This is a genomic window from Micrococcus sp. HMSC31B01, from assembly GCF_001816085.1.
Taxonomy (GTDB): domain Bacteria; phylum Actinomycetota; class Actinomycetes; order Actinomycetales; family Micrococcaceae; genus Micrococcus; species Micrococcus luteus.
In genome coordinates this window covers 618-1,209 of record NZ_KV824952.1, presented here as the reverse complement: position 1 = coordinate 1,209, position 592 = coordinate 618, and the positions used below count along the sequence as shown (strand labels likewise).

General features: G+C 76.5%; 1 protein-coding gene. It reads right to left on the bottom strand.

Annotation, left to right across the window (positions count from 1 at the left end; all coding sequences use genetic code 11):
* Positions 1 to 529, bottom strand: a 529-nt coding sequence (gene lepB, locus HMPREF3105_RS01965; protein WP_070708648.1) for a signal peptidase I, incomplete at its 3' end; no start/stop codon positions are given.
* Positions 530 to 592: the final 63 nt, after the last annotated feature.

The window sequence follows — 592 nt, the reverse complement described above, 5'->3', positions numbered from 1 at the left end:
CGACCCGGTCCAGCGGCCAGACCACGAACCGGGCGCGGCCCACCACGTCGTCGAGGGCCACGAACCCGCCCCCGGGCCCGGCGCGGTGCGCGCGGGAGTCCGCCGACGCCGAACGATGGTCGCCGAGCACCCACAGCCGCCCCTCGGGGACGGTCACCTCGAACGCCTCCTGCGCGGGCGTCTCCCCCGGCGCGAGGTACGGCTCCTCCACGGGCACCCCGTTCACGCGCAGCGTCTCCTCGCCGGGCGTCCAGGAGACGATGTCCCCCGGCAGCCCGACGGCCCGCTTGATCACGTGGCCGCCCCCGGGCAGCCAGCCCTTCGTGTCTTCGAACACCACCACGTCACCGCGGCGCACCGGGAACGGATCCGGGGTGAGCAGCGTGGCGACCACGCGGTCGCCGGCCCGCAGCCCGGGCTCCATGGACGAGGACGGGATGGCGTACATGCGCGCCAGGAAGGCCCACGCCAGCACGCAGGCGAGTACGGTCACGGCGGCCGCGATCAGCGCGGTGCGGCGCCCCGTCACGGCGTGTCCCCGGAGGGGACGTCCACGGTCCCGCGGCGGGCCAGCGGCCACACGACCTCCGCG